Source organism: Pseudomonas sp. zjy_15 (assembly GCF_043101865.1).
Lineage (GTDB): Bacteria > Pseudomonadota > Gammaproteobacteria > Pseudomonadales > Pseudomonadaceae > Aquipseudomonas > Aquipseudomonas putida_Y.
This window is the reverse complement of record NZ_JBICII010000024.1, coordinates 56,523-82,935: the sequence shown is the minus strand read 5'-3', so window position 1 is coordinate 82,935 and position 26,413 is coordinate 56,523. Positions and strand designations below refer to the sequence as shown.

General features: G+C 61.0%; 24 protein-coding genes. 19 read left to right on the top strand and 5 right to left on the bottom strand.

Features of this window, described 5'->3' with window-relative positions; genetic code table 11:
* Positions 1-207 precede the first annotated feature (207 nt).
* Both ACF8EF_RS03790 and ACF8EF_RS03785 read right to left on the bottom strand, forming a co-directional pair.
* Positions 208-1,428: a CaiB/BaiF CoA transferase family protein gene (locus ACF8EF_RS03790; RefSeq protein WP_392460507.1), complete on the bottom strand. Its 1,221-nt coding sequence runs from the start codon at positions 1,426-1,428 to the stop codon at positions 208-210.
* A gap of 13 nt (positions 1,429-1,441) precedes the next feature.
* Positions 1,442-2,623, bottom strand: coding sequence for an acyl-CoA dehydrogenase (locus ACF8EF_RS03785; RefSeq protein WP_003252907.1), 1,182 nt, complete (start codon positions 2,621-2,623; stop codon positions 1,442-1,444).
* A 160-nt stretch (positions 2,624-2,783) separates the two neighbouring features.
* On the opposite strand from ACF8EF_RS03785, the gene ACF8EF_RS03780 reads away from it, so the two are divergent.
* From ACF8EF_RS03780 to ACF8EF_RS03735, 10 genes are all read left to right on the top strand, one after another.
* The gene (locus tag ACF8EF_RS03780) at positions 2,784-3,701 is read left to right on the top strand and encodes a LysR family transcriptional regulator (protein WP_392460506.1); all 918 of its coding nucleotides are present in this window, start codon (positions 2,784-2,786) and stop codon (positions 3,699-3,701) included.
* 419 nt (positions 3,702-4,120) lie between these two features.
* Positions 4,121-5,242 (top strand): Re/Si-specific NAD(P)(+) transhydrogenase subunit alpha, encoded by a 1,122-nt coding sequence (locus ACF8EF_RS03775; protein WP_021784628.1) that lies wholly within the window; start codon positions 4,121-4,123, stop codon positions 5,240-5,242.
* A gap of 11 nt (positions 5,243-5,253) precedes the next feature.
* On the top strand, positions 5,254-5,568 hold the full coding sequence (locus ACF8EF_RS03770) for an NAD(P) transhydrogenase subunit alpha (RefSeq protein ID WP_003252914.1): 315 nt from the start codon (positions 5,254-5,256) through the stop codon (positions 5,566-5,568).
* A gap of 2 nt (positions 5,569-5,570) precedes the next feature.
* Positions 5,571-7,007: an NAD(P)(+) transhydrogenase (Re/Si-specific) subunit beta gene (locus ACF8EF_RS03765; protein WP_176683041.1), complete on the top strand. Its 1,437-nt coding sequence runs from the start codon at positions 5,571-5,573 to the stop codon at positions 7,005-7,007.
* 186 nt (positions 7,008-7,193) lie between these two features.
* Positions 7,194-8,687: an acetyl-CoA hydrolase/transferase family protein gene (locus ACF8EF_RS03760; RefSeq protein WP_176683040.1), complete on the top strand. Its 1,494-nt coding sequence runs from the start codon at positions 7,194-7,196 to the stop codon at positions 8,685-8,687.
* 445 nt (positions 8,688-9,132) lie between these two features.
* A complete protein-coding gene (locus ACF8EF_RS03755) occupies positions 9,133-9,348 on the top strand; it encodes a DUF1127 domain-containing protein (RefSeq protein WP_021784625.1) in 216 nt (71 codons plus the stop codon).
* 309 nt (positions 9,349-9,657) lie between these two features.
* Positions 9,658-9,975 (top strand): DUF2388 domain-containing protein, encoded by a 318-nt coding sequence (locus tag ACF8EF_RS03750; RefSeq protein WP_176683039.1) that lies wholly within the window; start codon positions 9,658-9,660, stop codon positions 9,973-9,975.
* 89 nt (positions 9,976-10,064) lie between these two features.
* Positions 10,065-10,358, top strand: a complete 294-nt coding sequence (locus ACF8EF_RS03745; protein ID WP_176683038.1) for a DUF2388 domain-containing protein — start codon at positions 10,065-10,067, stop codon at positions 10,356-10,358.
* 36 nt (positions 10,359-10,394) lie between these two features.
* Positions 10,395-10,715 (top strand): DUF2388 domain-containing protein, encoded by a 321-nt coding sequence (locus ACF8EF_RS03740; protein WP_021784622.1) that lies wholly within the window; start codon positions 10,395-10,397, stop codon positions 10,713-10,715.
* Complete coding sequence (locus ACF8EF_RS03735; RefSeq protein ID WP_176683037.1) at positions 10,712-12,667, top strand: DUF4105 domain-containing protein; 1,956 nt, start codon at positions 10,712-10,714, stop codon at positions 12,665-12,667. The genes ACF8EF_RS03740 and ACF8EF_RS03735 overlap by 4 nt, the downstream gene beginning before the upstream one ends.
* 39 nt (positions 12,668-12,706) lie before the next feature.
* Here ACF8EF_RS03735 and ACF8EF_RS03730 read toward each other — a convergent pair whose 3' ends face one another.
* Positions 12,707-13,108, bottom strand: a complete 402-nt coding sequence (locus ACF8EF_RS03730; protein ID WP_176683036.1) for a GFA family protein — start codon at positions 13,106-13,108, stop codon at positions 12,707-12,709.
* Between the two features lie 267 nt (positions 13,109-13,375).
* Here ACF8EF_RS03730 and ACF8EF_RS03725 point away from each other — a divergent pair, with 267 nt between their 5' ends.
* The 9 genes from ACF8EF_RS03725 (at position 13,376) to ACF8EF_RS03685 (ending at position 23,706) form a co-directional block, all read left to right on the top strand.
* Positions 13,376-14,683: a CitMHS family transporter gene (locus ACF8EF_RS03725; protein WP_176683035.1), complete on the top strand. Its 1,308-nt coding sequence runs from the start codon at positions 13,376-13,378 to the stop codon at positions 14,681-14,683.
* A gap of 69 nt (positions 14,684-14,752) precedes the next feature.
* Positions 14,753-15,523: a TerC family protein gene (locus tag ACF8EF_RS03720; RefSeq protein WP_176683034.1), complete on the top strand. Its 771-nt coding sequence runs from the start codon at positions 14,753-14,755 to the stop codon at positions 15,521-15,523.
* Between the two features lie 271 nt (positions 15,524-15,794).
* Positions 15,795-17,453: a Na/Pi cotransporter family protein gene (locus tag ACF8EF_RS03715; RefSeq protein ID WP_176683033.1), complete on the top strand. Its 1,659-nt coding sequence runs from the start codon at positions 15,795-15,797 to the stop codon at positions 17,451-17,453.
* Between the two features lie 30 nt (positions 17,454-17,483).
* A complete protein-coding gene (locus ACF8EF_RS03710; protein ID WP_176683032.1) occupies positions 17,484-18,890 on the top strand; it encodes a pitrilysin family protein in 1,407 nt (468 codons plus the stop codon).
* A gap of 93 nt (positions 18,891-18,983) precedes the next feature.
* Positions 18,984-20,009, top strand: coding sequence for a DUF5924 family protein (locus ACF8EF_RS03705; protein ID WP_209968871.1), 1,026 nt, complete (start codon positions 18,984-18,986; stop codon positions 20,007-20,009).
* Positions 20,010-20,210: 201 nt separating this feature from the next.
* Positions 20,211-21,344, top strand: coding sequence for an ABC transporter permease (locus ACF8EF_RS03700; RefSeq protein ID WP_176683030.1), 1,134 nt, complete (start codon positions 20,211-20,213; stop codon positions 21,342-21,344).
* Positions 21,341-22,132, top strand: coding sequence for an ABC transporter ATP-binding protein (locus tag ACF8EF_RS03695; RefSeq protein ID WP_176683029.1), 792 nt, complete (start codon positions 21,341-21,343; stop codon positions 22,130-22,132). Before ACF8EF_RS03700 ends, ACF8EF_RS03695 begins: the two co-directional genes overlap by 4 nt.
* Positions 22,133-22,135: 3 nt before the next feature.
* Positions 22,136-23,074, top strand: coding sequence for an MlaD family protein (locus tag ACF8EF_RS03690; RefSeq protein ID WP_176683028.1), 939 nt, complete (start codon positions 22,136-22,138; stop codon positions 23,072-23,074).
* Complete coding sequence (locus ACF8EF_RS03685) at positions 23,071-23,706, top strand: ABC-type transport auxiliary lipoprotein family protein (RefSeq protein WP_176683027.1); 636 nt, start codon at positions 23,071-23,073, stop codon at positions 23,704-23,706. The genes ACF8EF_RS03690 and ACF8EF_RS03685 overlap by 4 nt, the downstream gene beginning before the upstream one ends.
* Here ACF8EF_RS03685 and ACF8EF_RS03680 read toward each other — a convergent pair.
* Together ACF8EF_RS03680 and gltP are read right to left on the bottom strand one after the other, a co-directional pair.
* Positions 23,688-24,917 (bottom strand): nucleoside recognition domain-containing protein, encoded by a 1,230-nt coding sequence (locus ACF8EF_RS03680; RefSeq protein ID WP_176683026.1) that lies wholly within the window; start codon positions 24,915-24,917, stop codon positions 23,688-23,690. The genes ACF8EF_RS03685 and ACF8EF_RS03680 overlap by 19 nt on opposite strands.
* Positions 24,918-25,064: 147 nt before the next feature.
* Positions 25,065-26,393 carry a glutamate/aspartate:proton symporter GltP gene (gene gltP / locus ACF8EF_RS03675; RefSeq protein ID WP_176683025.1) on the bottom strand — a complete coding sequence of 443 codons (1,329 nt, stop codon included), beginning with the start codon at positions 26,391-26,393 and terminating at the stop codon, positions 25,065-25,067.
* Positions 26,394-26,413: the final 20 nt, after the last annotated feature.

Sequence of the window (26,413 nt, the reverse complement as noted above, 5' to 3'; positions counted from 1 at the left end):
AACCGCTTTCGATCATTTGATCGTAGCCCTTACAGCACCTTCAGAATTGTCTAACTCATTGAATTTCAAGGAGTTTGTCGTTCCGTTGTCGCTGGAAGTGGGGCGCATTATAAGGGGATTCGAGAGGGCGTCAACCTTTAATTTCAATAAACCTTGATAGCGCAGAAAAGCAAAGCGGGGAGGCCTGTCGGCCTCCCCGCTTTTCATCTAAAGCACACCCGCAACACGCAGACGCTGTACCTCGCCGGCATCCAGCCCCAATACTTCCCCCAGCACCACTTCGGTATGCTCGCCCAGCAGTGGTGGCGCCCGGTGATACTCCACTGGCGTCTCCGACAACCGTATCGGGCTCGCAACCTGCGGCACATTACCCGCCAATGGATGCGGAATACTCACCGCCAACCCACGCGCCAATACCTGAGGGTCCTGGAACATCTGCGCCAGGTTATTGATAGGCCCACATGGCACTCCAGCAGCCTCCAGCTGGGCCACCCACTCAGCCGTGGTCTTGAATACCGTAGCCTGACGGATCAATGGTATCAGCTCGGCCCGGTTGGCCACCCGCAGCTTATTGGTAACGAAGCGCGGGTCTTCCGCCCATTGCGGCTGCCCAGCCACCTCGGCGAACTTACGGAACTGACTGTCATTACCCACAGTAAGAATGAAATCGCCATCTGCCGTCGGAAAGTCCTGGTAGGGGACTATATTGGGGTGTGCATTGCCCAGCCGACGAGGAGGGGTGCCCGTGGTCAGGTAGTTCATTGCCTGGTTCGCCAGACAGGCCACCTGCACATCGAGCAATGCCATGTCGACATGTTGGCCGATCCCTGTCTGATCCCGGTGGGCGAGAGCAGCCAGCATGGCGACCGTGGAATACAACCCGGTCAGAATATCGGTAAGCGCCACACCCACCTTGACCGGCCCCGCGCCTTCTTCACCCTCCGGACGACCGGTCAGGCTCATCAGCCCACCCAATCCCTGGATCATGAAGTCATAGCCAGCGCGCTTGGAATAGGGCCCGGTCTGACCGAAGCCGGTAATGGAGCAATAGATGAGCTGCGGGTTTACCGCCTTGAGGCTCTGGTAGTCCAGGCCATAGGCAGCCAGCCCACCCACCTTGAAGTTCTCTATGACGATATCGCACTTCGCCGCCAGCTCCCGCACCAACCGCTGCCCCTCTGGCTGGGTAAAGTCGATGGTCACCGAGCGCTTGTTGCGGTTGGCCGACAGGTAGTAAGCCGCCTCACTGGTGTCCTCACCTTCGACATCCTTTAGGAAAGGCGGCCCCCATGAGCGGGTATCGTCGCCACTGCCAGGGCGCTCGACCTTGATCACGTCGGCGCCAAGGTCAGCCAGAATCTGACCAGACCACGGGCCGGCCAACACGCGCGAAAGGTCTAGCACCCGCAGATGTGATAGCGCGCCCATGGCTTGCTCCTTATTAATAGAACGCCTGGATACCAGTCTGCGCACGCCCCAGGATAAGTGCATGCACGTCGTGGGTACCTTCATAGGTGTTGACCACCTCCAGGTTAACCAGATGACGGGCCACACCAAACTCGTCGGAGATGCCGTTGCCGCCCAGCATGTCACGCGCCATACGGGCGATATCCAGCGCCTTGCCGCAGGAATTGCGCTTCATGATGGAGGTGATCTCCACCGCAGCCGTCCCTTCATCCTTCATGCGCCCCAGACGCAGGCAGCCCTGCAGCGCCAGGGTGATTTCGGTCTGCATGTCGGCCAGCTTCTTCTGTATCAACTGGTTGGCGGCCAGCGGACGACCAAACTGCTGACGATCCAAGGTGTATTGGCGGGCGGTGTGCCAGCAGGCTTCAGCGGCACCCAGCGCCCCCCACGAAATACCATAGCGAGCCGAATTCAGACAGGTGAACGGGCCCTTGAGGCCACGCACGTCCGGGAAGATGTTCTCTTCCGGCACGAACACATTGTCCATGACGATTTCACCAGTGATCGAGGCGCGCAGGCCAACCTTGCCATGAATGGCCGGGGCACTGAGACCTTGCCAGCCTTTTTCCAGTACAAAGCCACGGATATCGCCTGCATCATCCTTGGCCCACACCACGAACACATCGGCGATGGGACTGTTGGTGATCCACATCTTGCTGCCGGTCAGCCGGTAGCCACCATCGACCTTCCTCGCCCGGGTAATCATCGAGCCAGGATCGGAGCCATGGTTAGGCTCGGTCAGACCGAAGCAACCAATCCACTCGCCACTGGCCAGTTTGGGGAGGTACTTCTGCTTTTGCGCTTCGGTGCCAAATTCGTTGATCGGCACCATCACCAGCGACGACTGCACGCTCATCATCGAGCGGTAACCCGAGTCGATACGTTCCACTTCGCGAGCAATAAGGCCGTAGCACACATAGTTCAGGCCGCTGCCACCGTATTGCTCGGGGATGGTTGCACCCAACAGGCCGACTTCACCCATCTCGCGGAAGATCGCGGGGTCGGTCTGCTCGTGGCGGAAGGCCTCGAGCACACGCGGCGCCAGCTTGTCCTGGGCGAACTGATAAGCGCTGTCACGCACCATGCGCTCTTCTTCAGTGAGCTGCTGATCCAGCAGCAGCGGGTCGATCCAGTTGAAGCTTGCTTTACCGGCCATGAGCAAATCCTCGAAATAGGGGGCAGTTTCTTGTGCCTTTGAGCCTAGGCCTGATCGGCGGCGGGGACAAACGAGGATTGCGCACCGATTAGTGATATTTTGTCACTCCGTAAATCGGCAAAACGCCTTATTGACAGCCTTACAAGTGAGGTTGACGTACATGCGCCGTAAGATCCCCAGTACCGCCGCCCTGATTTGCTTCGAGGCGGCAGCCCGTAACGAGAGCTTTACCAAGGCTGCCCAGGAACTCGCACTGACCCAGGGTGCCGTCTGTCGGCAGATCGGCGGTCTTGAAGCCTTCCTCAATGTAGAACTGTTCCGCCGTTCGCGCCGCGGCGTGACGCTGACTGAAGCCGGCCTGTCCTACAGTCGCCAGGTGGCGGCCCAACTGGATGCCGTGGAGCGCGATACCTTGTCGGTGATGCGCCAGCAAGGCGCCAATGTGATCGAACTGGCGGTAGTACCGACGTTTGGCACTCAATGGCTGCTACCACGGCTCAAGGACTTCCAGCAGCGCCATCCGGAGGTCACGGTCAACCTTACCAACCGCACCCGGCCCTTCCTGTTTGCCGACACTGCCTTCGATGCAGCCATCTATTTTGGTGATGCAGACTGGTCAGGCACCCAGTCGCACCAACTGATGGGCGAAAACCCGGTACCGGTTTGCAGCCCGACACTGCTGAACGGCCAAGGCGTGCTCGAAGCACGCCACATCGCGCAACTACCATTGCTGCAGCAGAGCACACGCCCGTATGCCTGGCGGCAATGGTTCGGCAGTGTGGGCATGCACGTTGAGCGCGACATGGCAGGCCCGCGCTATGAACTATTCTCGATGCTCGCCCAGGCGGCCATGCACGACATGGGCATTGCCCTGATACCACCGTTCCTGATCCAGCGGGAGTTGGAGGAGGGTAGGCTGGTGGTCGCTAACAGGCATGCCCTGAGTAGCGACAAGGCCTACTATCTGATGATTCCAGAGCGCAAGGTGGAGTCGGCCTCGCTACGAGCTTTTCGCGACTGGCTTGTGAGCCAGGCTCAGGCCTACATCAATAAGACAGGGACAAGCGCGACAAATTGACTCTGTAGTCAATTATTTTAAACACCTACAGATATATGTATATGTCGCATATACGCAAACTGTAACGCAAGCACAAAAATACCCTTTAACCCTGCTAAGTACGCGGCTTAGCGAGTTATTTTGCGACATCCAACTAGTCGTAAGCGAATTGGCCGATTTTTTTTTGATTTTTTCTCCTAATCTGCCAATGGCCCATGCTTGACGGGCTGCAGCCCTATCACTGCGACAAGCGGTCACAGGGTGACTTGTAGTTTTGACTTCGTTTCGCTCCAGAACCGGTTGAAGGCCTCTGGGTTCGTCTGCAAAATGCTTCGCCCCGCCCGGGATCCGGCGGGTTGGCGCTCCACAGCCGCCCCAGCGCACCATCCGAAGTGTGCTGGCTTCTACAAAGACAAAAGGTCACCGCAGGAGAAATAGTCGTGCACATTGGTGTTCCTCTCGAGACGCAGACCGGTGAGACAAGGGTCGCTGCGACCCCCGAAACCATCAAGAAACTGATTGGCCAGGGCCATCAGGTCACCGTTCAACGGGGGGCAGGGCTCAACGCCGCCATTCCGGACAGTGCCTATGAAGCCGTGGGTGCTTCCATTGGGAGCGCTGCCGATGCCTACGGCGCCCAATTGGTACTCAAAGTGGTCGCCCCCAACGACCAGGAACTGGCCCTGATCAACAGCGGCAGCCTTCTGGTGGGCATGCTCAACCCCTTCAACGGGGAACTGATCGGCAAGATGGCCGAACGCGGTATTACCGCCTTCGCCCTGGAAGCCGCGCCGCGAACATCGCGGGCGCAGAGCCTGGACGTGCTGTCGTCGCAAGCCAACATCGCCGGTTACAAGGCCGTGTTGCTGGCAGCCCATCACTACCCACGCTTCATGCCGATGCTGATGACCGCTGCCGGTACCGTCAAGGCGGCACGCGTGCTGGTCCTGGGTGCCGGCGTTGCCGGCTTGCAGGCCATCGCCACAGCCAAGCGCCTGGGTGCGGTGATCGAAGCATCCGACGTTCGCCCTGCTGTGAAAGAGCAGATCGAATCACTGGGCGCAAAATTCATCGACGTGCCATACGAGACCGACGAGGAGCGAGAGTGCGCCGAAGGCGTTGGCGGCTATGCCCGACCAATGCCGGCCAGTTGGATGCAGCGCCAGGCCCAGGCCGTGCACGAGCGCGCCAAGCAGTCCGATATCGTCATCACCACCGCGCTGATCCCTGGCCGCAAGGCGCCGACCCTGCTAAGCGCCGAAACCGTGGCGCAGATGAAGCCTGGCTCGGTAGTCATCGACCTGGCTGCCGCCCAAGGCGGCAACTGCCCGCTGACCGTCGCAGACCAGGTGGTGCAGGAGAATGGCGTGACCATCGTCGGCCCGACCAACCTGCCGGCCCAGGTGGGTGCCGATGCTTCGGCACTGTATGCACGCAACCTGCTGGACTTCATGAAGCTGCTGTTCGACAAGGACGGCGCGCTGATCATCAACCTCGAAGACGACATCGTCGCGGCCTGCCTGATGTGCCGTGATGGTCAAGTCGTCCGCAAAAACGGCTAAGGAGCACGACAATGGAAGACATGCTGATTTCCCACGGCATCTATAACCTGATCATTTTCGTGCTGGCCATCTATGTGGGCTACCACGTGGTGTGGAACGTCACCCCGGCGCTGCACACCCCATTGATGGCGGTCACCAATGCCATCTCGGCAATCGTGATCGTCGGCGCCATGCTGGCCGCAGCCCTGACCGTGACCCCGGCCGGCAAGTTGATGGGCACGCTGGCCGTAGCCCTTGCCGCAGTCAACGTGTTCGGTGGCTTCCTGGTCACCCGCCGCATGCTTGAGATGTTCAAGAAGAAAACCAAGAACGAGGCGAAGAAGTAAGCATGAGCATGAATCTGGTAACGCTCCTCTACCTCGTCGCCTCGGTGTGCTTCATCCAGGCGCTCAAGGGCCTGTCGCACCCGACCACCTCGCGGCGCGGCAATTTGTTCGGCATGATCGGCATGGGGCTCGCCATCCTCACTACGGTTGGCCTCATTTATAAGCTGGGGGCAGAACTTGCCACTGCCGGTATCGGCTATGTCATCGTCGGCCTGCTGGTCGGCGGCACCGCCGGCTCGATCATGGCCAAGCGCGTCGAGATGACCAAGATGCCCGAACTGGTCGCCTTCATGCACAGCATGATCGGCCTGGCCGCGGTATTCATCGCCATCGCCGCCGTACTGGAGCCGCAGTCGATGGGCATTGTGGCTGCCATCAGCGACCCGATCCCTACCGGTAACCGCCTGGAACTGTTCCTCGGCGCTGCCATCGGTGCCATTACCTTCTCCGGCTCGGTGATCGCCTTTGGCAAGCTGTCGGGCAAGTACAAGTTCCGCCTGTTCCAGGGCGCACCGGTACAGTTCGCTGGCCAGCACAAACTGAACCTGATCCTCGGCCTGACAACCATCGCCCTAGGCTTGCTGTTCACTTTCACTGGCCACTACAGTGCCTTCACTCTGATGCTGGTCCTGGCCTTCATCATGGGTGTGCTGATCATTATTCCGATCGGCGGCGCCGACATGCCAGTGGTGGTGTCGATGCTCAACAGCTACTCGGGCTGGGCAGCGGCCGGCATCGGCTTCTCGCTGAACAACTCGATGCTGATCATCGCCGGCTCCCTGGTAGGTTCGTCCGGTGCCATCCTCTCGTACATCATGTGCAAGGCGATGAACCGTTCGTTCTTCAACGTCATCCTCGGCGGCTTCGGTGGCGATACCGACGCTGGCGCGGCGCAGGGTTCGCAAGAACAGCGGCCGGTGAAGTCCGGCTCGGCTGACGACGCCACCTTCCTGCTCAGCAATGCTGACAGCGTGATCATCGTCCCGGGCTACGGCCTGGCGGTGGCCCGTGCCCAGCACGCGCTGAAAGAGCTGACCGAGAAGCTGACCCACAACGGGGTGACCGTGAAGTATGCGATTCACCCGGTGGCGGGCCGTATGCCCGGGCACATGAACGTACTGCTGGCCGAGGCTGAAGTGCCGTACGATCAGGTATTCGAGATGGAAGACATCAACGCCGAGTTCGGCCAGGCCGACGTGGTGCTGGTGCTGGGCGCCAACGACGTGGTCAACCCGGCGGCGAAGAACGATCCCAAGTCGCCAATCGCCGGCATGCCGATCCTCGAAGCGTTCAAGGCCAAGACCATCATCGTCAACAAACGCTCCATGGCCAGTGGCTATGCCGGCCTGGACAACGAACTGTTCTATCTGGACAAGACCATGATGGTGTTCGGTGACGCCAAGAAGGTCATCGAGGACATGGTCAAGGCGGTGGAGTGACAACAGTCGCTACAAACCCGCTGATATAAAGGAAGCCCCGGTCAGAATCTGCCGGGGCTTTTCTTTTATTGATCCGGATCAACGGCTCAAATACAAGGCTTCTCATACGACCATGGTCGCGGGACGGCAATGGGCGAAATCTCTAGACTGCGCTGCAGTAGTTTCAGTAGCCCGAGATAACAATCCATGTACCGTGATCGTATCCGCTTGTCCTCCCTGCACAGCAAGGTAATGAGTGCGGCTGATGCCGCTGGTCTGATCGAGGACGGCATGACTGTCGGCATGAGCGGCTTCACCCGCGCCGGCGAAGCCAAGGCCGTACCGCACGCACTGGCCGAACGTGCCAAGCAATCGCCACTGAAAATCAGCCTGATGACCGGCGCCAGCCTGGGCAATGACCTGGACAAACAACTGACCGAGGCCGGTGTACTGGCCCGCCGCATGCCGTTCCAGGTCGACAGCACCCTGCGCAAAGCCATCAATGACGGCCAGGTGATGTTCATCGACCAGCACCTGTCGGAAACCGTCGAGCAACTGCGCAACCAGCAGCTGAAGCTGCCGGACATCGCGGTCATCGAAGCCGTGGCCATTACCGAGCAAGGCCACATCGTGCCAACCACTTCGGTGGGCAACTCGGCCAGCTTCGCGATCTTCGCCAAGCAAGTGATTGTGGAGATCAACCTCTCGCACAACACCAACCTCGAAGGCCTGCACGACATCTATATCCCAACCTACCGCCCGACCCGCACGCCAATCCCGCTGGTCAAGGTCGACGACCGCATCGGCAGCACCGCGATCCCGATCGACCCGGCCAAGATCGTCGGTATCGTCATCAGCGATCAGCCGGACTCGCCGTCCACTGTGCTGCCGCCAGATGACGAAACCCAGGGCATCGCCGACCACCTGATCAACTTCCTCAAGAAGGAAGTGGACGCAGGCCGCATGACCAACAAGCTTGGCCCGCTGCAGGCCGGCATTGGCAGCATTGCCAACGCGGTGATGTGCGGCCTGATCGCGTCACCGTTCGAAGACCTGACCATGTACTCCGAAGTACTGCAGGACTCCACCTTCGACCTGATCGACGCCGGCAAGCTGAGCTTCGCCTCGGGCAGCTCGATCACCCTGTCGACGCGCCGCAATGCCGATGTATTCGGTAACCTGGAGCGCTACAAGGACAAGCTGGTACTACGCCCGCAAGAGATCTCCAACCACCCGGAAGTGGTACGTCGCCTGGGCATCATCGGTATCAACACCGCACTGGAGTTCGATATCTACGGCAACGTCAACTCCACCCACGTCTGCGGCACCAGGATGATGAACGGCATCGGTGGCTCCGGCGACTTCGCCCGTAATGCTCACCTGGCGGTCTTCGTCACCAAGTCGATTGCCAAAGGTGGCGCGATTTCCAGCGTGGTACCAATGGTCAGCCATGTCGACCACACCGAGCACGACGTGGACATACTGGTCACCGAGCAGGGGCTGGCGGACCTGCGTGGCCTGGCGCCGCGCGAGCGGGCGCGGGCGATCATCGACAACTGCGTGCACCCAGACTACCGCGCTGCACTGAACGATTACTTCGACCGCGCCTGCCAGCGTGGCGGCCATACCCCGCACATCCTGCGTGAAGCCCTGAGCTGGCACGAAAACCTGGAAGAAACCGGGCGCATGCTGGCTAGCTGATCCAGTCGTAGCAAGAACAGCGGCTTTCCCCCCGCTGTTCCGCTAACGCGACCTGTAGGAGCGGCCGCGTGTCGCGATGGGCTGCACAGCAGCCCCCTGCAATCTCCGCTGTATTTCTGACATTCTCGGTTCCACTTCCGACCTTGTCACAACACGCGACCGGGTCAGCAAATCTGTGCCACGCAGTTAACGTTTAAAACTGTTCTACTGTACTGGTATTTTCACCATTCCCCGCCTTTCTAAAACCTCAACCGCAGTAAAACGCACCATATGTGTGCAGACCGGTACAGTTGCGCCTATTTCGAGTGCAACAGTAGGGTTACACAGTTAACTGAGCCATCGTCTTTCACCTGAACTGTATCTACTGTTATGGACGACAGAGGAGGATCATTGGCATCAGTTAAATCACTACCTAATCCCGCCATAAGCGGAAGGATGAAGCATCATGGAACGTACCCTCAGTTCCGGTCTGGTTTTTGAAAGCAACGCCCAGCAATCCAACGCCTCGATGCCACTGCGCGCATTGTCGACCCTGCTGCTGTGGCAGCGTCGTATGACCAGCCGTCGTCAACTGGCTCGCCTGGACTCCCGCCTGCTTGCAGATGCCGGTATCAGCGAGTCGCAGCGTTACGAAGAGCTGAGCAAGCCTTTCTGGCGCTAAGCTCCCGGCTTGCCGGCTTCGCCGGCACCGTGAATTCCTCAAACCCGTTGCAGGTGACTGCAGCGGGTTTTTTATTGCCCGACAGACGCGCAGTAGCGTGCTTCAGATTGCGACAGGTACAGTTTTACAGAAACTTAAATAAGCCATAACAGTTACCTGGCATTGCGGTCGTTGTCATCTCTAGGCAGCACTGCGTGGTACGCTTGGCCTAACCGTCTGCTAGAACCAGTTGATGAAAACGTACCGTGACGCGCCCTGCAAGCGTCCGATACAGCAGAACCAACCTGACCTACCCAGGAGTCCACAATCATGAACCGTAAACACCTGCTTGGCGCCGTCCTGCTGCTAGGCTTGGCCGGCACTGCCAACGCCACCAGTTTCGTTGTCACCACCGACGCGGTAGTGGGCGCCGTTGCTGCCTCCACCGACGCCACTTCCGACGTGAGCTCTTCGTTCCGCGACGACAAGATTGTCCAGGCAGCCCGCGATGACGCTGCCAGCTTCGTCGGCACTCAGGGCGCTATCCGCGGCGCCCGACTGGAAAGCGCCTTTGTACACATCCGTTCGAACATGCCGGCCCTGCAAGCCAGCGATGCACAACTGGCCCAGGCCATCCTGGCCCTCTGATACGCGCCATGCACAACAGGTGCGTTGGCTTCGGCCCTCGCACCTGAGGTAGGCTTCGCCGTTCATTTTTCCAGCCTTCAAGAAAGCTCATGCGTTATCTGTTGCCGTTGCTGTTCGCCACCGCAGGCATGGCCAGCGCCCATGCCATGGATACCACCACACAAAGCCTGGTCATCACCGGCTATGTCACCAGCCAGGTCACAACCGCACCGTTCGATCGCAAACTGGTCACCCAGGCCCGCGACGATGCCGCCGCATTCGTTGCCAGCGACGGGCAGATCCGTGGTGCACGCCTGGAAGCCGCCTTGGAATCATTACGCCACAATTGCGCACGACACGCCGTCGGCGATCTGGAACTGGCGCAGGCAATTCTCGTCCAATAGCTACACCTGACTCCCTGTATTTTTCGGAGATGCTCCATGCGCAAACCGCTGATTGCCGCTTCCCTCGGCATGCTGCTGCTGGCCGACCTGGCCCAGGCACAGACCCTGGTGGCCACCAGCAACATCATCGTGCGTGCCTTTGGCCGTTCGATCGACTTCACCTCGGACACCACCACATCGATCCGCGACTCCAAAGTGGTGCGCGAAGCCCACGACGACGCTGCAAGCTTCGTCGCCAGCAACGGTGACATCCGCGGCGTCCAACTCGAGGCCGCCTTCAATACCCTGCGCGAGCGCGTACCGGAAGCGCGCAGCGCCAGCGACCAGGTACTGGCTGAAGCCATACTCGCACTGTGAAGCGCGTGCGTGCCTGGCTGCTCGGCTGCGCCCTGACGCTGCTCGGCACGCCCGCCTTGGCCGACCTGCAGCTTGAGCTGCAGGCCTCCGGCCTCGACCCGCAACAAGCACAAGCCTCCCAAGCCCTGCTCGACGAGGCAATGGGCAAGCTGCCACCGCGTTTCAAGCAGCAGCTGGACCGCCGCGTGCGGGTCAGCTGGAGCGACAGCATGCCGCCCGACACTTACGGGCAGGCATCACTGATATCCACCCTCGAGCTCAACCGCCGCTTGCTGCCCAGCCTCACCGATGGCAGCGCCGCCAGCGAGCGCACCAATCGCCCACATGGCACGGTGCGTGAAGAGCTGCTGGCCACCGTGCTGCACGAGCTCACCCATCTCTACGACCGTGCCCGCCTGTGGCCCAGCGCCGAAAAATCAGTAATTGCACGCTGCAAGCGCCAGCAAGGTACGCTAGGCAAGGTTGGCCTGCCGGAAGAATGCCGCGGCCAGGCCGACCGCCGCTTCACCCTGAGCGACGACCCACGCCTGCTCGACCTGGCCGGGTGGCAGCAGTACGTGGGCCGACGTGGCGAGCGCGAACAGCACAATGGCCAATTCGTGCGCAGCCCCGACAGCTATGAGTTGAGCAGCCCCAAGGAATACATCGCGGTCAACATGGAGTATTTCCTCCTCGACCCGAGCTACAGCTGCCGTCGCCCGGCGCTGTACCAATACCTTCACGAACACTTCGGCTGGGCACCGCAACAGAGCACCTGTGCCAAAGGCTTACCCTTCATCAATGCCGGCAGCGACTTCGCCCGCCAGCCGCTAGGTGAAATCGACCCGGAGCGGGTCTACGAAGTGGACTACCTGCTGGCTGAAGCCAATCAGAACCTGGCCAGCCGTTGGGGGCACAGCATGCTGCGCCTGGTGATCTGCAAGCCGGGCCGCCCACGCGGACCAGATTGCCGCCTGGACCTCGACCAAAGCCTGGTGCTGTCGTACCGCGCCTTCGTCAACGACGTGCAACTGTCCAGCTGGGACGGCCTGGTCGGCAACTACCCGTCGCGGCTATTCGTGCTGCCGCTGGGCCAGGTGATCGACGAATACACCAAGACCGAGCTGCGCAGCCTGGCCTCGGTGCCCTTGAAGCTCAACCGCGACGAAATCGAGAACCTGGTGCGCCAGGCCGCCGAGATGCACTGGAGCTATGACGGCAACTACTGGTTCCTGTCCAACAACTGTGCAGTGGAGTCATTGAAGCTGCTGCGCAGCGGCACCGCCAATCCGCGCCTCAACGACCTGGACAGCATCATGCCCAACGGTTTGCTGGCCGTGCTCAAGGGCAGGGGGCTGGCAGACACCAGCGTGCTTGATAACCCACGCGAAGCGCTACGCCTGGGCTACCGCTTCGATTCTTATCGCGACCGCTACCAGGCGATGTTCGAGGTGCTGAGAAAGCAGTTGCCAATCAAGCAAGCGCTGGTCGAGGACTGGCTGGCCCTCGATGCCGAGCAGCGCCGTAGCTGGTTCACCAAGGCTGACCTGCGCACCAGCGCGGCGCTGCTTCTGCTTGAGCAGGCCAGCTTGCGCCGGCAGCTTCTGCTGGCCCAGGACGAGGTCAAGCAGCGCTACCTGAATGCCGCAGCATTGAAAGATGGCAGCATCAACAAAGCCGATGCCACGCTCAAGCAAATGCTTGCCAACAGCGGTTTTCTAAGCCGCCCGGCAGAGTTGCTCGACTCCAAAGGCTACGGGCTGCCGCAGCCAGAAGAGCGCAAGCACCTCGAGCAGGTGAGCAGAGAGCGGCAGGCACAGCTGTTGCGCTTGAGCACCAGCCTGGACAAGGAGGTGAGGGCGCTGCTGGAGCCGTCGCGAGCCAAGGAAATTGCAGCGGTCGAGGCCAACGTGAAGCAGATCGGCGAGCACTTGCGGGCGTTGCACAAGGCTGCTGGCGGTCTGCAGTTGTGATGCATGCAGGGGCTGGCCCTTTCGCGGGCAAGCCCGTTCCTACAGGCTCTCCTCGTCTTCCGAGGGCAAATCCTCATCCAGATGCAACCAGGGCAACCGGCTGCCCACCCAGATATGCCGGTTGGCTCGCACCCATTCAGGGTGATCCAGCGTCGCCACCGTCACATCGATCGTCTGCGGGCTATGCGTGGTCACCAGCGCCACATGCGCCCCACACTGCCCACAGAAGTAGCGGCTGCAACTGGCTGGCGCCACATAGCAGTTCGGCTCGCCCGTTAACCACTGGAACCCGGAACGGGGCAGGGTAAGCCAGGTGACCACCAGTCCACCGCTGACCCGCCTGCAGATCGAACAATGACAGTGGGCAATGTCCGTCAGGTTGCCCTCCAGCCGATAGCGCACGGCACCACAATGGCAGCCACCTTCGGTTACATCCTGCATCACCTACCTCTCGTCACCTTTGCTTCAGCGAAAGCTGGCTGAAAGCTTGCCCTTTTAGGATAGCGCCCACTACCGGCACAAGACCGGTCAGCCAGGGCACCCGGTCAATACCGCGCCCGGCCCAATCAACAACAACAATGGTGATTCTGATGTATTCCTGTGCCCGCCTTTTCGTAGTCCCCCTCCGCATACTCCCCGCACAGCGCGCTACGCGCTGATACGCCCGAATCGACTGTCCTTTCGCCGCGCCACGCCTGGAGTATTGCCATGCTGACCTTCCTCGGCTTTGCCATGGTCATCACGTTCATGTACCTGATCATGAGCAAGCGCCTGTCGGCCTTGATCGCGCTGATTCTGGTACCGATCCTGTTCGCCCTGTTCGGTGGTTTTTCCGCCAAGATCGGCCCCATGATGCTAGAGGGCATCAGCAAGCTCGCACCTACCGGCGTGATGCTGATGTTCGCCATCCTCTATTTCGCCCTGATGATCGATTCCGGCCTGTTCGACCCGGCCGTGCGCAAGATCCTCAAGCTGGTCAAGGGCGACCCGCTGAAAGTCTCGGTCGGCACCGCTGTACTGGCCCTGGTGGTCTCGCTGGACGGTGACGGCGCCACCACCTACATGATCTGCTGCGCCGCCATGCTGCCGATGTACAGCCGCCTGGGCATGAGCCCGCGGATCATGGCCGGCCTGATCATCCTAGCCGGCGGTGTGATGAACATGACCCCGTGGGGGGGCCCGACCGCGCGTGCTGCCAGCGCCCTGCACGTAGACCCGTCAGACATCTTCGTGCCGATGATCCCGGCCATGCTGTTCGGTGTGCTGGCGATCCTGGCCATTGCCTACATGTATGGCAAGCGCGAACGTGCCCGCCTGGGCGAACTGCATCTGCCTACCGACGACATCGACCACAGCGAAATCACCGTCTCGCAGTACCCGGACGCACGTCGGCCGAAGCTGCTGTACTTCAACGGTGCCCTGACCGCCGCCCTGATGGCCGCGCTGATCGCCGGTGTACTGCCGCTGCCAGTGCTGTTCATGATTGCCTTCAGCATCGCCATGATCGTCAACTACCCCTGCCTGCAACAGCAGAAGGACCGCATCGCCGCCCACGCCGGCAGCGTGCTGGCCGTGACCGGGCTGATCTTCGCCGCCGGCATCTTCACCGGTATCCTGTCCGGCACCGGCATGGTCGACGCCATGTCCAAGAGCCTGCTGGCGGTCATCCCTGAAGCGCTAGGCCCATACCTGGCTGTAATCACCGCGATCGTGAGCATGCCGTTCACCTTCTTCATGTCCAACGACGCGTTCTACTACGGCGTGCTGCCGGTGCTGGCCGAAGCCGCCAGCCACTACGGCATCACCCCCGTGGAAATGGCCCGTGCGTCGATCGTCGGGCAGCCGGTACACCTGCTCAGCCCGCTGGTACCCTCCACCTACCTGCTGGTGGCCCTGGCCGGTATCGAATTCGGCGATCATCAGCGCTTCACGCTCAAGTGGGCAGTGCTGGTATGCCTGTGCATAATGCTCGGCGCACTGCTGATGGGGATTTTCCCGCTGTTCAGTAGTCTTTAATACATCCGTATCACGTACGCGACGCGCCCTGACCGGGGCGCGTTGCCATTACCGCTCGAAGGAAAATACATGGAATGGCTGACCAGCCCGGAAATCTGGGTTGCCTTTTTCACCCTTACCGCGCTTGAGATCGTCCTCGGTATCGACAACATCATCATGATCTCGATTCTGGTCAGCCGCATGCCCAAGCACATGCAGCCACGCACCCGGATCTTCGGCCTGGCCCTGGCCATGGTCACCCGTATCCTGCTGCTGCTGTCGATTACCTGGGTCATGCGCCTTACCGCCGACCTGTTCGTGGTATTCGGCCAAGGCATCTCGGGCCGTGACCTGATTTTGTTCTTCGGTGGCCTGTTCCTGCTGTGGAAGAGCTCGCAGGAGATCTACCACGGCCTGGAAGGCGAGGACGAGAACGCAGAGGAGCCCAAAGGCGCAGGTGGCAAGTTCTTCTACACCATCATCCAGATCGCCATCATCGACATCGTGTTCTCGCTGGACTCGGTGATCACCGCAGTGGGCATGGTGTCCCACGTGCCGGTGATGATCGCCGCCATCGTCGTGGCCGTGCTGGTGATGATGCTGTGCGCCGGCGCCATCAGCAATTTCATCGACAAGCACCCGTCGTTGAAGATGCTCGCGCTGTCGTTCCTGATCGTGGTCGGTACCGTACTGATCGCCGAAGCGTTCGATGTGCATGTGCCGAAGGGCTATGTCTACTTCGCCATGGCCTTCTCGCTGGGGGTGGAAGCCATCAATATACGCATGCGCACCGCCATGGCCCGCAAGGAAGGCAAAGATCATGAACCGGTGAAACTGCGCAAGGACATTCCGGGTCAATAAGGCCAAGGAAGCGCAGTACAGCAAGGGCCCTTCGCGGGGCCCTTTTTCATGCCCGTTTTTTTTCTGTGCGTGATCACTGTGGGGGCTTGCTCGCGAAGCGACCCGCACAGGCAATCATTCATTTCAGATCTGTTTCAAATAAATGACTGCCATGCGAAGCTGGCGACAGCTGGGCAAAACAACTAAAGCTTTGAGTGAGCACTGAAAATTCTTCAAACGCTCACGTTTCATTTCTTGGCCCGATGGGCCTTTGCAACAGGGGGCCTTCGCCATGCTGACCCTGCTCAACCTGCTCTCGGCCGTGACGCTTCTGGTCTGGGGTACCCACATTGTGCGTACCGGCATCCTCCGGGTATTCGGCTCAAACTTGCGGCGCATCATCAGCCAGAACATGGACAAGCGCCCGCTGGCATTCATCGCCGGAATTCTGGTCACGGCCATGGTTCAAAGCAGCAACGCCACGGCCATGTTGGTCACCTCGTTCGTCGGCCAGGGTCTGATGGCCATGACCCCGGCCTTGGCGATCATGCTGGGTGCCGACGTGGGTACCGCACTGATGGCCCGGGTACTGACCTTCGACCTGTCCTGGCTGTCGCCGCTGCTGATCTTCCTTGGCGTGATCTTCTTCCTTTCGCGCAAGCAGACACGGGCCGGCCAACTGGGTCGGGTGGGCATCGGGCTTGGCCTGATCATCCTGGCACTTGAACTTATCGTGCAGGCAGCTGCGCCAATCACCCATGCCCAGGGCGTGAAAGTGCTGTTTGCCTCACTGACCGGCGACATCATGCTCGACGCTCTGGTCGGGGCAATGTTCGCCATGATTTCCTATTCCAGCCTGGCTGCGGTTCTGCTCACCGCAACCCTGGCCGGCGCCGAACTGATCAGCTTGCCGGTAGCCATTGGGCTGGTGGTCGGCGCCAACATCGGCAGCGGGCTGCTGGCTTTCATCAGTACCAGCATGCAGAACGGCGCCGGGCGTCGGGTGGCCTTGGGCAGCTTGCTGTACAAGCTGATCGGCCTGGTGCTGATCATCCCTGTGCTGCACCCGCTGGTGGAATGGATGGACTCGCTGAGTTTCAGCCCTCAGGAACTGGTCATCGGTTTTCACCTGCTCTACAACACGCTGCGCTGTCTGATCATGCTGCCCACCGTCAAACCGATGGGGCGACTGTGCAACGTCCTGCTGCCTGAACGGGAAACCGGCAATGGCCAGATGCGTCCGCGCCACCTCGACGTCTCGGCCTTGGAAACGCCCAGCCTGGCCCTGGCCAACGCCGCCCGCGAGACTTTGCGCCTGGGGGACATCGTCGACAGCCTGCTCGAAGCCATGCTTGGAGCCCTGCGTGGTACCCAGACCGCCTTGCCACAGCAAGTTCGCGCCTTGGGCGAAGACGCCGAAGCCCTGTACAGCGCAATCAAGCTGTACCTGGCGCAGATGTCACGGGAAGACCTCAGCGAGCAGGACAACCGCCGCTGGGCCGAAATCATAGAGCTGGCAATTAACCTCAAACTCGCCTGTGACCTGATCGAACGCATGCTGCGCAAGGTCCAGCAGCAGAAAACCAGCCAGCGCCGGGAATTCTCCCGGGTAGGCCTGGAAGAGCTGTCCGGCCTTCAGGAGCAATTGCTGGCCAACCTGCGCCTGGGCCTGTCAGTGTTCCTCAGTGCAGACCCGGAAAGCGCCCGCTTGCTGCTGCGGGAAAAGCGCCGGTTCCGTGCCCAGGAACGGCGCCTCGCCCACGCCCATGTCAGCCGCCTGCAGCGCAAGGTCGTGCAAAGTATCGAAACCAGTTCGCTACACTTGGAGCTGATCGCCGACATGAAGCGGTTGAACTCTTTGTTCTGTAGCAGTGCCTATGTGGTACTGGGCGGCTCGGACACCGGAGGGCTGATGCTCGACAGTGTGCCCGATGAAGCCCGCCAGCCGTGATTTCTCCTAGCTGAGGACCCTCGCTCGCCCATGCGTTGCCTGATGTTCGTTTGCCTGCTGATCTGCAGCCTGCCCTCGTTCGCCCTCGACCGCTCGCGGGTTGAAGGCTACCTGTTGCCTAATGGTCTGCAGGTCATCCTGAAAAACGGTTACGAACGTGACCATGTGGCGATTCGTCTGGTGGTCGGCGTGGGCCTGGATGATTTCGACTGCGAGCAGAAAGAGCTGCCACACCTGCTTGAGCACCTGTTGTTCAGTGGTATCGACGAAACAGGCGAAGGCGGGCTGGAAGAGCGCTTGCAAGCGCTTGGCGGCGAGTGGAACGCCTATACCAGCAGTGCCGACACCACCTTTGTCATCGAGGCCCCGGCGCGCAACCAGCGTAAGGTCCTCGACCTGCTGTTGGCAGTCATCCGCGATACCCGCATCGACGCCAAGACCTTGGCCACCGCCAAGCGCATCATAGAGCGCGAAGATGGCGGCCACTATGGCCACCTGCAGCGCTGGCTCGATCGCCAGGATATCGGCCACCCCGCCAGCGACCAGTTGGCCACCGAGCTGGGCCTGAAATGCCCGGAGCGCTCCAACCTCGACGACATGACCTTGGCGCAAGTACAGGCTTTGCGTGACCGCTGGTACGCGGCCAACAACATGACCCTGATCATGGTCGGTGGCCTCGACCGCCTGCTTCCGGCCTATCTGGAGCGGTCGTTTGGCGAACTGCCCGCCACTGAACCAGAAGAGCGTCGCAACCTTGAAAGCATCACCCGACAGGCCGAGCAGCGTCGCAACCTGACCCGCGGCTGGCTGGGCGATGGCGTCAAACTGCACTGGCTGTTCATCGAGCCGGTGCTGGACAACGACCACCAAGCCACACTCGACCTGCTGTCGCGCTACCTGGACTGGGCGCTGTACGACCAGCTGCGCCTGCGCAACGAGCTATCCTACGGCCCCTCCGTGCAGCGTGAGAGCTTTGGCGACACCGGCCTGCTCAGCCTCAATGCGGACCTTGAGCGCGATGACATCGACAAGGCCATCAAGGTGATGCAGGGCATGTTCGACCACCTGCGCAAGGAAGGGCTGGACCCGGACACCTTCGCCCGCATCAAGGAAGCCAGCATCGGCAAGGAAAGCTGGAGCACCCAAGGCAACAGTGCCTTGGCCGACTACTACTGGGGGGCGCTGAACGACTATACCGAAGGGCGCTTTGCCAACCCGGTGCGCAAGCTGCGCCAGGTCAGCCTGGAACAGGCCAACGAGGCGCTGAAGGCTCTGCTCAAGGAAGATGGCTATGTGCGCATCGAAAAGCCGTTGCTAGGCTATGACGAGCTTTACGGACTGATGGCCTTGCTTGTAGGGCTGGTCCTGGCGGCGGGGCTGTTGCGCTGGCGGCGGCAAGGGCCTGAACGGCCCAGTGGTGCTACACGGCGGCAGTGAATCGGCGGTATCCTTTTGCCAGTACTTGCCCTTTCGCGGGGTTGCCCGCGCAGAAGCTGGCACAGCCACCTCACTTTTCTGTTGTAGCCCCCAATGCCCCAAATCCCCCATATCGTCCAGCGCATCATCGAACTACTCAAGCGCTACCCCGGCATCATCGCGCTCGGCGGTTTCCTCTCTGGTATCGGCAGCTTCATCCTGGTCGACCGCCAAGCCGGCCTGGCCAGCTGGGTCGCTGTGCTCATGCTGGTCAGCTGGGTCTGGCTGATGCTGGAGAACACCCTCACCGGGCTGTTCGCGCGCACTTTCAACCGCGAGATCCCTCAGCCGCTGTTGCGCTACGCAACGCAGATGATCCACCAGGAAACGCTGTTCTTCGTGCTGCCGTTCTTTTTCATCACAACCACCTGGAACAGCGGTCAGCTGGTCTTCACCGGCTTGCTCGGCGCAGCCGGCCTGGTTTCGATCATCGACCCGCTGTACTACAAGTGGCTGGCACCGCGGCGCTGGCTGTTCCTGGCGCTGCATACCCTGACGTTGTTCGCTGCTCTGCTGACCGCGCTCCCGATCATCCTGCACCTGACCACCGCACAAAGCTTCAAGCTGGCCCTGATCGCGGCCATGGTCCTGTCGTTCCCCAGCCTGGCCAGCAGCTTCCCGATCAACAATTGGCGCCGCGCGGTGGCACTGGTGCTGGTTACCCTGTCGGTCGGTGCCGGGGGCTGGCTGCTGCGCTCTTGGGTACCGCCGGCAACCCTGTGGATGACCGAGGTGGCGGTGAGTACCGAAGTGCTGAACCGCCAACCCGGCGACTCACTGGACGAAATTGCTGCCAGCCGCATCCGCAGCAGTGGCCTGTATGCCTATACCGCCATCAACGCACCACGCGGCCTGAACGAACGGATCTACCATGTGTGGCAAAAGGACGGCAAGGAGGTCGACCGCATTGCCCTGGACATCCACGGCGGGCGCAAGGAAGGCTATCGGGCCTGGACCCACAAGCAGAACTTCCCACCCAACCCGGTAGGCAAGTGGCAGGTGAGGGTGCTGACCGAGGATGGGCAAGTGATCGGCGTGCTGCGCTTCAAGGTGGTCAATGATGCACCAGCGGGTAATTGACACCCTGCCTAGCGCCGGAGCAGCCTTGTGCTGCGAAAGGGTCGGTACAGCACGCCACTTCCGTGGGCGCTCACGACCGCTTCGCAACTCGAGGCTGCTCCAGGTCACTGTTGCCAAGCGTGCACACAGCACATAATCACCAAACAGCCCCTGCCCCCTGCGCTATGATCAGCCCCTAAGCCTTAGCGCCGAGTCAATTGCATGGAGCCTATGACCACCCCCAGCGCCACCCTGGACACCAGCAGCCAACCGGCCTGCCTGCGTATTACCGGTGACTGGACCTTGGCACACTACGCCAACCTCAAGCGCGAGAGCGAGCGCCTGCGCACGCAGTGCGCTGCCGACACCGTCGCCGACCTCAGCCAGCTGGGCCGCCTGGACACCGCCGGCGCTTCGCTGCTGGCCGAACTGCTAGGCTCCGAGCGCCTGTCGCGCTGCACCCACGAACTGCCTGAGGCCAGCCGGGCGCTGCTGAAGAATGTCTACTGCTCGGTCCAGGATTACTGCATCCCGGTCAAGGAGGCCGAGCGCAATGTGCTGTTGCAGCTGCTGGAGCGTATCGGCCGCGCCGTCGGCACGCTCTGGCAGGACAGCATGCAACTGCTTGGTTTCGTCGGTGTGATTCTCGAAACCTTGCTGCGCCGCGCTTTCCAGCCACATCGCTGGCGCTTCACTCCTGTAGTGGCACACATTGAACAGACTGGGCTGGATGCCGCGCCCATCGTTGCGTTGCTGACATTCCTGGTGGGCGCCGTAGTCGCTTTCCTTGGCGCCACGGTGCTGGCCGACTTCGGCGCGACCATTTTTACCGTCGACCTGGTTGCGTTCTCGTTCCTGCGCGAGTTCGCCGTGCTGCTGACAGCCATTCTCATGGCCGGCCGCACTGCCAGCGCGTTCACCGCGCAAATCGGCTCGATGAAGGCCAACGAAGAAATTGACGCCATCCGCACGCTGGGCCTCAACCCCATGGAGCTGCTGGTGGTGCCGCGGGTACTGGCCCTGCTGATTTCGCTACCGTTGCTCACCTTTGTCGCGATGATCTGCGGCATCGTTGGGGGTGCGGTGGTATGCGCCCTGACACTGGATATTTCACCGGCCATGTTCCTGTCGCTGCTGCAAAGCGACATTGGCGTGCAGCACTTCCTGGTAGGCCTGGCCAAGGCACCGTTCTTCGCCTTCCTGATCGCCGCCATCGGCTGCCTGGAAGGCTTCAAGGTCAGCGGCAGCGCCGAGTCGGTGGGGGCACACACGACCTCGGCAGTGGTGCAGTCGATTTTTGTGGTCATCGTGCTGGATGCGGTGGCAGCACTGTTCTTCATGGAGATGGGCTGGTGAGTGGCCAGGATTGCGTAATCGAAGCCCGCGGCATCTGCAACCGCTTCGGCCGCCAGGTGGTACATGAAAACCTTGACCTTGACCTGTACCGTGGCGAAATCCTCGCCGTGGTAGGGGGCTCAGGCAGCGGCAAGTCGGTGCTTCTGCGCAGCATCATTGGCCTGCGCCGCCCCAATCAAGGGCAGATCAAGGTGCTCGGCCAGGACCTGGCCGGCTTGCGCGAAGAACAGCGTTCACTGGTCGAACGGCGCTTTGGCGTGTTGTTCCAGAAGGGCGCGCTGTTCTCTTCGCTGACGGTGACCGAGAACGTGGCCTTGCCGCTGATCGAGCACGCCGGGCTGTCTCGTAGTGATGCCGAGCACCTGGCCGGGGTGAAACTGGCCCTTGCCGGGTTGCCGATCTCGGCTGCCGACAAGTACCCGGCCTCGCTGTCGGGGGGCATGATCAAGCGCGCAGCGCTGGCCCGTGCCTTGGCCCTGGATCCGGACATCCTGTTCCTCGACGAACCCACAGCTGGCCTGGACCCGATCGGTGCGGCAGCATTTGACCAGTTGATCCTTACCCTGCGCGATGCGCTGGGCCTATCGGTGTTCCTGATCACCCACGACCTCGACACCCTGTACACCATCACCGACCGCATCGCGGTGCTGTCGCAAAAGAAGGTCCTGGTGGCCGGCCCGCTGGCCGAGGTCGAGAAGACCAACGACACCTGGATCCAAGAATACTTTCACGGCCCACGCGGGCGCGCAGCCGAACAGGCTGCCACCCGTGCCGGGCAGGAGCGCTGAGCAATGGAAACCCGAGCCCATCACGTCCTCATCGGCCTGATCACCGTTCTGGTGGTGACCGGGGCCATGCTGTTCGGCCTGTGGCTGGCCAAATCCAGTGTCGACGACGCCTTCAAGGATTACGAAGTGGTGTTCAACGAAGCCGTGTCCGGCCTTTCCCCCGGCAGCACGGTGCAGTACAACGGCATCAAGGTGGGCGACGTGTCCACCCTGCGACTGGACCCGAAAGACCCGCGTCGGGTATTGGCACGGGTGCGCCTGAGCGCCGATACCCCCGTGAAGGAAGACACCCAGGCCAAACTGACCCTGGCCGGCGTCACCGGCAACTCGTTCATCCAGCTCAGCGGTGGCACCCCGCAAAGCCCCGAGCTTAAAGGCAAGGACGGCAAGCTGCCGGTGATCATCGCGTCGCCATCGCCAATTTCGCGCCTGCTCAACGACAGCAGCGACCTGGTGACCAACATCAACCTGTTGCTACACAACGCCAACCAGATGTTCTCCGAGGACAACATAGGCCACCTCAGTAACACCCTGGCCAACCTCGACAAGACCACCGGCGCCTTTGCCGGGCAGCACGGCAGCATCGCCGAGGCCATCGCACAGCTGGTGCAGGTGGGCAAGCAGGCCAGCGCCACTCTGGCCGAAACCCAGGCGCTGATGCGCAATGCCAACGGCCTGCTGGCTAGCGAAGGCAAACAGGCGATCGGCAGTGCCGAACAGGCCATGCAGTCACTGGCCCAAAGCACGGCAACCATCAATAACCTGCTCCAGAACAACAGCGAGGCTATTGGTGACGGCGCCCAGAGCCTGAACCAGCTTGCCCCGGCCATTCGTGAACTGCGCGAAACCCTTAACGCACTCAAAGGCATTTCCCGGCAACTGGAGGCCGACCCAAGCGGCTACCTGCTTGGCCGCGACAACAACAAGGAGTTCCAGCCATGAATCCGTCGCTGCGCCTGCTGACCCTGGCGGCCTCGCTGAGCCTGGCCAGTGCCTGCTCGATCCTGCCGAAGAGCGAACCTGTGGACCTTTATCGCCTGCCGGTAAATCAACCTAGCCGCACGGCACCGGCGCTGGACTGGTCATTGCGCCTGAACAAGCCACTGGCCAGTGAAGTGTTGGCGGGGCCAAGGATTGCCGTGATTCCCCAAGGCAATGTGGTGAGCAGCTACAAGGGCGCGCGCTGGAGCGATGCGGCCCCGGTACTGCTGCGCAACCGCTTGCTCGATGGGTTCCAGCGAGAGGGCCAGGTACAGCGCCTGAGCGCCGACGACAGCAACCTGCAGGCTGACTACGAGTTGGCCGGCGAGCTGCAGGCATTTCAGAGTGAATACCGCACAGATGGGGGAGTGGAGGTGGTGATCCGCTATGACGCTCGCTTGGTCCAGGGCCGCAACCAACGCATCCTGGCCAGCAAGCGCTTCGAAATCCGCCAACCGCTGGACGATACACGGGTATCAGCAGTGGTCGCCGGCTTCGGCCAGGCCAGCGACCAACTGGTGGGGCAAGTCGTGAACTGGACCATCACCCAGGCCAATCAGGCACAACTGAAGGTTCAGGCAAAGAACCAATAGCAGACAAAGATCGCCGCGATCACGCCGGACAACTCGGCCAGCAGTGCGCAGCCCACTGCATGGCGCACGCGCTGGATGCCCACGGCACCAAAGTACACCGCCAGCACATAGAAGGTTGTTTCGGTACTGCCCTGGATAGTCGCCGCCAGCAGCGCCGGGAAACTGTCCACGCCGTGGGTCTGCATGGTCTCGATCAGCATCGCCCGTGCAGCGCTGCCAGAGAGCGGTTTGACCAGCGCCGTCGGCAAGCCTTCGACGAAGCGTGTGTCCATGCCCATCCAGTTCACCGCATGGCGAATGCCTTCCAAGGCCAGCTCAAGGGCACCTGACGCGCGTAGCACACCTACCGCCACCAACATCGCCACCAGGTAGGGCAACAGGTTCCTGGCCACGTCAAAGCCTTCCTTGGCGCCTTCGACAAAAGCTTCATATACCTGCACGCGTCTCAGGGCACCGATTACCAGGAACAGCGTGATCACGCCAAACAACGTGAGGTTGCCCAGCACTGACGACAGACTTGCCAGCGCTGCCGCCGACAATGTGCCAAGAAAAGCCATGAAGCCACCCAGCAGCAAGGCGCCGGGAATGAAGTAGGCGAGCACGACCGGGTCCCACAGGCGCAAGCGCTGCATCACTGCCACCGACAGCAGGCCAACCAATGTCGAGACGCTGGTAGCCAACAAGATTGGCAGGAACACCATGGCCGGATCTGCCGCACCTTGCTGGGCCCGATACATGAAGATGGTCACCGGCAGCAGGGTCAACGACGAGGCGTTGAGCACCAGAAACAGAATCTGCGCATTGCTTGCCGTAGTGCTGCTGGGGTTCAGCTCCTGTAGCGCGCGCATGGCCTTCAGGCCTATCGGCGTGGCGGCATTGTCCAGGCCCAGGCCGTTGGCAGCGAAGTTCATGGTGATCAGGCCCAGGGCCGGGTGGCCGGGTGGTACCTCCGGCATCAGACGGGCAAACAACGGGCCCAGCACCTTGGCCAACCATTCGACGATGCCGGCCTTTTCGGCGATTTTGAGAAAGCCCAGCCATAGGGTCAGCGTGCCGAACAACAACACCATTACCTCGACCGACAGCTTGGCCATGGCGAAGATGCTTTCGACCATTGCAGCGAAGATGCCAGCGTTGCCACCTACCAGCCATTGGGCCAGGGCGGACACCGCCGCCACCAGGAAAAAGCCGAGCCAAAGGCCGTTGAGCATCCGTATGTTCCCCCTGAAAAGTGCCCGAATAATAGCGTATCGCAGCCTGTGACTGGGGATCGCGAGCCTTTGCAGGCGCGGCTCAAGTTCTCGCAGATAATAAAAAGCCCCGACAAGTCGGGGCTCTTGGTCAAACAGCCATCAGGCTCAGCGCTTGGCGGTTTCGCCAACCACTACAGCTTCCCGCTTCGCGGCCATCAGCGAGGCATAGTACTTCTCGCCCTTGGCCGCATCGTACATGCCTTCCCAGCGAGCAATGACCAACGCAGCCAAGGCGTTGCCCACAACGTTCAGCGCAGTCCGGGCCATGTCCATGATGCGGTCCACACCGGCGATGAAGGCCAGGCCTTCCAGCGGGATGCCCACGCTGCCCAGGGTGGCCAGCAGTACCACGAACGATACGCCCGGCACACCAGCGATACCTTTGGAGGTGACCATCAGGGTCAGTACCAGCAGCAGCTGCTGGCTCCAAGACAGGTCGATACCGTACAGCTGGGCGATGAAGATCGCCGCGATGCTCTGGTACAGAGTAGAACCGTCGAGGTTGAACGAGTAGCCGGTCGGTACCACGAACGAGCAGATCGACTTTGGCGCACCGTACTTCTCCATCTTCTCGATCACCCGCGGCAGCACGGTTTCCGAACTGGAGGTGGAGTAGGCCAGGATCAGCTCATCTTTCATGATGCGCATGATCTTAATCACCGAGAAGCCGAACAGGCGGGCAACCAGGCCCAGCACCATGAAGGCGAAGAAGGCGATGGCGAAGTACACCAGCACCACCAGCTTGGCCAGCGGCAGCAGCGAGCTGAAACCGAAGTTGGCCACGGTCACGGCAATCAGTGCGAACACACCGATCGGAGCGTAGTTCATGATCATGTGAGTGACCTTGAACATGGTTTCCGAAACGGCCTGGAAGGTACGAACCAGCGGGTCACGCAGCTCTGCCTGCAGGCTCGACAAGCCCAGGCCGAACATCACCGAGAAGAAGATGATCGGCAGCATTTCGCCACGCATCAGCGCTGCGAAGATGTTCGACGGGATCAGGTTGAGCAGGGTTTCGATGAACGCGTGCTCATGCTGTACTTCAGCCGCTGTCGCCTGGTACTTGGAGATGTCCACAGTGCCCAGGGTGCTCATGTCGATGCCGGCGCCCGGGTGGAACAGGTTGGCCAGCACCAGGCCTACGACGATGGCGATCGTGGTCACCACTTCGAAGTAGATGATGGTCTTCAGGCCGATGCTGCCCAGTTTCTTCGCGTCGCCAACACCGGCGATACCCACGATCAGCGACGAAATCACGATCGGGACGACGATCATCTTGATCAGGCGGATGAAGATGTCACCAGCGGGCTGAAGGACGTTGCTGATCCACCATGCCTTTTCTGCACTGAAATGATTCAGTAGCGCGCCGATTGCAACACCCAGAACCAGACCGATAACGATCTGCCAGGCGAGGCTCAGTTTTGCCTTCTTCATGTCTTTACCCTTTGTTTTAG

Coding starts and splice junctions, on each gene's coding strand:
- ACF8EF_RS03790 (WP_392460507.1), bottom strand. CDS start 1,428: ATGGGCGCGCTATCACATCTGCGGGTGCTAGACCTTTCGCGCGTGTTG.
- ACF8EF_RS03785 (WP_003252907.1), bottom strand. CDS start 2,623: ATGGCCGGTAAAGCAAGCTTCAACTGGATCGACCCGCTGCTGCTGGAT.
- ACF8EF_RS03780 (WP_392460506.1), top strand. CDS start 2,784: ATGCGCCGTAAGATCCCCAGTACCGCCGCCCTGATTTGCTTCGAGGCG.
- ACF8EF_RS03770 (WP_003252914.1), top strand. CDS start 5,254: ATGGAAGACATGCTGATTTCCCACGGCATCTATAACCTGATCATTTTC.
- ACF8EF_RS03765 (WP_176683041.1), top strand. CDS start 5,571: ATGAGCATGAATCTGGTAACGCTCCTCTACCTCGTCGCCTCGGTGTGC.
- ACF8EF_RS03760 (WP_176683040.1), top strand. CDS start 7,194: ATGTACCGTGATCGTATCCGCTTGTCCTCCCTGCACAGCAAGGTAATG.
- ACF8EF_RS03755 (WP_021784625.1), top strand. CDS start 9,133: ATGGAACGTACCCTCAGTTCCGGTCTGGTTTTTGAAAGCAACGCCCAG.
- ACF8EF_RS03750 (WP_176683039.1), top strand. CDS start 9,658: ATGAACCGTAAACACCTGCTTGGCGCCGTCCTGCTGCTAGGCTTGGCC.
- ACF8EF_RS03745 (WP_176683038.1), top strand. CDS start 10,065: ATGCGTTATCTGTTGCCGTTGCTGTTCGCCACCGCAGGCATGGCCAGC.
- ACF8EF_RS03740 (WP_021784622.1), top strand. CDS start 10,395: ATGCGCAAACCGCTGATTGCCGCTTCCCTCGGCATGCTGCTGCTGGCC.
- ACF8EF_RS03730 (WP_176683036.1), bottom strand. CDS start 13,108: ATGCAGGATGTAACCGAAGGTGGCTGCCATTGTGGTGCCGTGCGCTAT.
- ACF8EF_RS03725 (WP_176683035.1), top strand. CDS start 13,376: ATGCTGACCTTCCTCGGCTTTGCCATGGTCATCACGTTCATGTACCTG.
- ACF8EF_RS03720 (WP_176683034.1), top strand. CDS start 14,753: ATGGAATGGCTGACCAGCCCGGAAATCTGGGTTGCCTTTTTCACCCTT.
- ACF8EF_RS03715 (WP_176683033.1), top strand. CDS start 15,795: ATGCTGACCCTGCTCAACCTGCTCTCGGCCGTGACGCTTCTGGTCTGG.
- ACF8EF_RS03710 (WP_176683032.1), top strand. CDS start 17,484: ATGCGTTGCCTGATGTTCGTTTGCCTGCTGATCTGCAGCCTGCCCTCG.
- ACF8EF_RS03705 (WP_209968871.1), top strand. CDS start 18,984: ATGCCCCAAATCCCCCATATCGTCCAGCGCATCATCGAACTACTCAAG.
- ACF8EF_RS03700 (WP_176683030.1), top strand. CDS start 20,211: ATGGAGCCTATGACCACCCCCAGCGCCACCCTGGACACCAGCAGCCAA.
- ACF8EF_RS03690 (WP_176683028.1), top strand. CDS start 22,136: ATGGAAACCCGAGCCCATCACGTCCTCATCGGCCTGATCACCGTTCTG.
- ACF8EF_RS03685 (WP_176683027.1), top strand. CDS start 23,071: ATGAATCCGTCGCTGCGCCTGCTGACCCTGGCGGCCTCGCTGAGCCTG.
- ACF8EF_RS03680 (WP_176683026.1), bottom strand. CDS start 24,917: ATGCTCAACGGCCTTTGGCTCGGCTTTTTCCTGGTGGCGGCGGTGTCC.
- gltP (WP_176683025.1), bottom strand. CDS start 26,393: ATGAAGAAGGCAAAACTGAGCCTCGCCTGGCAGATCGTTATCGGTCTG.